This window comes from Microbacterium sp. BF1 (assembly GCF_019279095.1).
Classification (GTDB): domain Bacteria; phylum Actinomycetota; class Actinomycetes; order Actinomycetales; family Microbacteriaceae; genus Microbacterium; species Microbacterium maritypicum.
The window spans coordinates 1-5,676 of the sequence record NZ_JAGYWT010000136.1 but is presented as its reverse complement, the minus strand read 5'-3'; the positions used below and the strand labels follow the sequence as shown (position 1 = coordinate 5,676).

At 63.4% G+C, this 5,676-nt stretch carries 2 protein-coding genes; one reads left to right on the top strand and one right to left on the bottom strand.

The annotated features are described in order from the left end of the window. Nucleotides 1–239 precede the first annotated feature (239 nt). Nucleotides 240–1,454 (bottom strand): exonuclease domain-containing protein, encoded by a 1,215-nt coding sequence (locus tag KZA10_RS06830; RefSeq protein ID WP_218682485.1) that lies wholly within the window; start codon nucleotides 1,452–1,454, stop codon nucleotides 240–242. 124 nt (nucleotides 1,455–1,578) lie between these two features. On the opposite strand from KZA10_RS06830, the gene KZA10_RS06825 reads away from it, so the two are divergent. Continuing rightward, nucleotides 1,579–5,676, top strand: a 4,098-nt coding sequence (locus KZA10_RS06825; protein WP_218682484.1) for a DUF4011 domain-containing protein, incomplete at its 3' end; no start/stop codon positions are given.

Genomic DNA, 5,676 nt, shown 5'->3' with positions numbered 1-5,676 from the left:
TGCCACAACGCCGCCTATGGTGCCGTTTTTCACGACTTCGTTATCTTTAGCCATCAGATCCCCCAGCGAGATTCTCGATCGATTGGTTGAGCGCCGCGGCGAGGGCCATCACTGCTCTAGTCGGATGCTACCGGATGCCCGTGACAGTCCCGGGACCTCACTTGAGCATGACCAGCATGCTGAGGATGCCCCCTGCGCTGGTCGCACTGGAGGTCATCTAACTGATCAACCCGGGTTGATCAGGCGTAGCGCTCGGCGAGCCAAGACTCCCCGACGATCGGGATGCCGTAGTCGCGCGCTTTACGCGCCTTTCCAGAAAGAGAGTCCGGATCGGCGGCGACGACGAGTCGTGCCGCCTTGGTCACGGCGGGCTTGGCGACAATCCCGTGCTCGCGGAGGCACTGCTCCCACTCCGAGCGCGCTCTCGTCATCTCTCCGGTGAGGACGACGATGTCTCCGGGATTCAGCGTGAACGCCGTCGTCGCCGAAGGTTCCGCGATCTCGACTGGCTGAGCCACGGCATCCAGCACGATCTCGACAGGCACTTCCAGAAGCTGCGCGACCGACATCAGGTCGGCACGCTCGTCATCGGTGATCACCCCATCTGCCCAGGCAATCCTCACCAGCGCGGCGAGGTAGTCGCGATGCAGGCGCTCAACCGTCGCACGCGGCAGACCTGCTCGATCGGCGAACGCGACGAGGGCGTCCTTCTCGTGCTCGGACAGGTAGCGGTCCAGGAGGCATCGCTCGACGAGCGCGACATACTCCGCTTGCTCGTCAGAGTCGCTGACGTCTGGAACTCGGTCGATGATCCTTTCCAGGAAGCTTGGCGAGTAGTCCTCGACGCTGGAACGAGCGAGCCACTCGCCCCGCTCCCCCGCGTACGGGGCCAGACGCTCCGCCTGCCCAAGCAGATCGCGCCAAGAGGACTGCCCCGTGCTCGCCACGAAGGCACCAAGCAACTCAGCCGTCGCGCGCGCATCGACCGCCGCCCGGTGCGCCCCGCTCAGGTCGATATCGAACGCGGCACAGCAATCAGCGAGCGTGCTGCTCCCGCCGAGGTGAGTGCGCGCCAGCCGCATCGTGCAGAGGCTGACGAACGGCACGCCTGCCCAGTAGGCCGCGCGTCCCAACTCGGCTTCGAGGAAACGCATGTCGAATGAGGCGTTGTGCGCCACGACCACGCGCTGTGAGAGCAGATCGACCAGGTCGGCAGTGATACCCGGGAACTGCGGCGCTCGCAGGATCTCCCGGGCGCTGATGCCGTGGATGTCCTGCCGACCGAGGTCTCGGCCCGGGTTGATGAGTGTCTCCCACTGGCCCGTGATCGTGCCGTCCGGCTCAGAGTGAACCACGGAGATCTCGATCGCCCGGTCGGTTCCCTCGGCATAGAAGCCCGTGGTCTCGAAGTCGATGGTCGCGAAGCCGGGTGAGGGCGCGGGGATCGAGGTCATGCCGCCACCTTAGCGACGGTCGATCAGCATCTCGATTACTCGGCGCCAGTCGCGTCAACCGTGCCTATGCGAGAGTATGCATAGGTATGGGTGCGCTGCGCAGCAGCGACGAGTGGGGGACAGTATGGTCGACGGCGTCCAGTCAAATGAAGATGCAATGCGCAACGCGCTGCATTCTTGGCGGGACTCTCTGCTGTCGTTGACCGGGCGCAACCGACTTCTGAACTACCGACCGACTCGGTCCTCGACGATCGACTTTGTCGAGTCAACGCCCGACGAGGTGATCCGAATCATCTCAACGGGGAAAGGCGTCCCTGTGGCTGGGATTACGCCTACACCGCCGCCTCTCGACGCCGATGCGCCCTCCGACGAGCTCGAGGAAGAAGCACTAGCTGACATCGAGGAGACGGACTTCTCGAAGTTCCCTAATCACCTGTTCGCGAAGAAGACCCAACGCGATGTCGACCGCGGGCTCCGACTTCTAGCAACAACGGCAACGCGAGAGTATCTCGACCGTGGCTTGTCCGTCCTTTACCTTGCGCTCGGGGCGATGCACTGGGTCGAGGCGAATGGCGACCCTCGTGTCAGCCCACTCATCTTTATACCGGTGGAGCTGCGCACCTCCGGGCCCAAGCAACCGCACCGTCTATATCCGTCCTCGGAAGACGCCGTCGTCAACCCTGCACTCGAGATCAAGATGCGCGAGCACGGCATTAAGCTTCCGACTCAAACCGCCGTAGATTCTGCACTCGCGGAAGGCGGTTACGCAGGAGCCGAGGCGCTATTCGCCGCGCTGCCCCTCCCAAGTAGATGGTCGATCCAGCCCCTTTGCGTTCTCTCCATCTTCATGTTCGCCAAGGAGGCGATGTACCGCGACCTGGAGGCCAATGACGAAGCGATCCTTCAAAGCGCACTCATCGGCGGACTGACGGGCCGCGATCAGCAACTTCGAGAACAGCTAACGTTCGAACCGATCGACCCGAGCACAATTGACGACGTCTCGCCACCCGAGACAACGCCGCTGATTCTCGACGCGGACTCCAGCCAACGCGTAGCGATCGCCGCCACGGAGCAGGGGAGGAGTTTCGTTCTCGACGGCCCCCCAGGCACCGGCAAGAGCCAGACCATCTCGAACATCATCGCGACGTTGATGGCCTCGGGAAAGCGGGTCCTCTTCGTTTCAGAAAAGGCTGTCGCGCTCGATGTGGTTCGGGATCGGCTCACCCATCGCGGCCTCGGTCCGCTGCTTTTCGAACTTCATAGCCACAAGGCCGCACGAAGTGAGGTCGCCCAGAACCTCGGTAAGGCACTCAGTAGTCGACCCTCTGTACTTCCGCAGACAGCCCCTTCACCTGCCCGCGCGAAGACCACCAGAGAAGAACTCACGGGGTACGCCGCCGCGATGAACGAGCGTCGCCAGCCCATTGAATGGACGCTTTTCGAAGTGCTGGGCAAGACGGCGAGCCTGCCTGATGTCAGCTCGTATCCTCCCGCCCTCGTCGACACGCAGTCTTTCACCGAGGCCCAATGGAACGAGATCTGCGATCTCGCCGATGCCGTCCGCATCGGCTGGAGTCACATCGCTCAACGGGACCGCCATCCTTGGTACGGCATCACGCGAATCGACGGCCTTGAGTTTGACCTAACCAACGCACGTCGCGCGCTAAACCGACTCGTCGACACGCTCGACGCCGTCGCCCCCGATCGCTCATCATTCGGCCTCGATTCTCTGAACGAGTGGAAGACGGTGCTCGCCCTCACCGACCTGTGGCACCGCGGCGAACATGAGTGGCGGGACTCGGAGTGGTTGGCTCACGGGCCTTCAGCGGTGCTCGATGAGGCGCGGAGTGCAATTGCGAAAGCCGACCAGTTCTTGAACCGTGACTCTCAATTGTCCGCTTCACTCGGTCCGGCTTGGCGGACGTTCGCGTCACGCGACGCGACGCGAACGCTTCCGCCAGAAGCGGATGCAGTCGTCCCTAACCTCTTTACTCAACCGGCCGCTGACGTGGCGGCGCAGGTCGCGAAAGTGGGTGCGGTCACGCATGCAGCTCGCGCGTCCCAGGATTGCGCCGAATCCATCGCGCGATCGTTCGGGCTTCCGATGCCCCGCTTCGCATCGGACCACAGGGTACTCGATGAGATCGCGGGTCTTGTCGTCACCGAGCCGCAGTTGCGCGTCGACTGGTTGTCGGCTGATGGAATCACTCGCCTTCGTGCTGCACTGTCGGAACTTCACTCTGCGCAGATTCGAGCAGCGCAGTCGGGCGAAGCGGCATCTGCGTACTTCCGGGACAGCATCGCAACGGCAGACATCAGCTCCATTGCCGAGCGGTGGGACTCGCGGAACGCGTTGAGCCGATCTGTCCTCGGCCCCACTCGATCAGACAAAGACGCACTGATGCCCCACGCGTCGACCAAACTACGAGCAGCGATGGCCCACTTGGGGCTGGCAGCGGCGTGGCAGCAGTCACTTGCCGCGCTGAACGTGGCGGCTCAGCGTGTGCATGACCTGCTGGGGTGGGTCCCGAGCGACGAAGAGCGATGGGCACTGGCATCCGCGCAAGTGGAGCGCGCAGCGGCAGTGGTGACGCGGGTGGGCACCGTCCCCGGCTCGTCGGCATTCTCTCCCTCCTCCGGCGAGCATCAACGGGCCGAGCTCACGCGATCCGCAGCTTCTCTCCGCAGAGCGGTTGACTTCTTCAGCCAGAGCGTCGAACAGGCCGGCTCTCGAGAGTTCGTCGAATCGCGCTCCATCGAAGAATCGCTGGCAACACTGGACGCGGTCGGATCGGCTGTGAGCACCGCGCTCGATGCCACCTCGCTTTTCGCCGCAGATGGCACCCGGTCGCTCAATGCAGCTTGGGACCTGCAGGACTCGGCTCACGCCACTGCTATTACAGCCCGCGAAACCGAGGAAGACCTGCGCCGCATCAGCACTGCGTACCCCGGTATTGAATCAGAGCTTTCCCGCGAGAGCGTCGCCAAAATGGCCGCTCGGCTGGAATGGACCAGCTCGGTACTCGCCCTCATCGAAAGCGCGGGCCCGGAGGCTCGACTACGTGGGCTCTCCTCGCTCGCGTACCACCCGGACCTCGCCGTCCACGGAGCCGCGTGGGACGCCGCTCGCGGCTCGCTCCTAGGACGATTCGCCGGACGCGAAGTCTCGCTTTCACAAGAACTGTCGGATGCCGACGACGCCGAAGACCTTCTCGTGCAACTGACGTCCAGCATCGGCGACGCCGACGCACTGTCGCTCGCCCGCAGCCACTTCGATGGTCTGACACGACAGGGCGCAGGAGCAGTGCTTGACGAGCTCTTGGAGCGTGCCGACGTGGACGATGTCTCCGACGTGATTCGGGCCTCCGTGTTGTCAGCCTGGATGTCTGCACACATCGATTCTGATCCGAGGCTCCGCGCGCAACGCCCCGTCAGCCGCGCCGCGCTGGTCGAGCTGTTCCGGGATCTTGATCGCGGCCTGGTCGAGAATGCCGCAGCACAGATACTCGCGCAAGCCATTGCACGACGTCCCAGTGTCGCGTCGTCCCAGACGGCGCTGATCCAGGGCGAGGCTCAAAAGAAGCGCCGTCACATTCCTGTGCGGGATCTCATCGGTCGGGCCGGCGACGTCATCCAAGCGATCCATCCCTGCTTCATGATGAGCCCGCTCGCGGTTTCGCAGTATCTCCCGGCCGATATCCGCTTCGACTACGTCATCTTCGACGAGGCAAGCCAGATCCCGCCCGCCGACGCCATCAACTGCCTCTATCGTGCCTCCGCGGTCATCGCTGCCGGAGACCAAAAGCAGCTTCCACCGACGTCGTTCTTCTCTGCCACCCAGCAGATCGATGAGAGCGCCGACGACGAAGAAGATCTCGCAACCGACTACGAGTCGTTGCTCGACCTCATGAAGTCCAGCGGAAGCTACACGAGCATCGGCCTGCGTTGGCACTACCGCAGCCGCCACGAACATCTCATCGCGTACAGCAACAGTTCTTTCTACGAGGACTCGCTGGTCACGTTCCCCGGCGCGTTCGCCGACGTGCCAGATGCCGGGGTGAAGCTGCTCAAGGTCGACGGGATCTACCGACGATCGCAGGGACAGGACAACCCATTGGAAGCTCGCTACGTCGCCGAGCGAGTGATTCACCACCTTGATAGTCGACCCGGCAAGAGTGTGGGCGTCGTCGCCATGTCGGCAGCTCAAAGAGACGCGATCTCG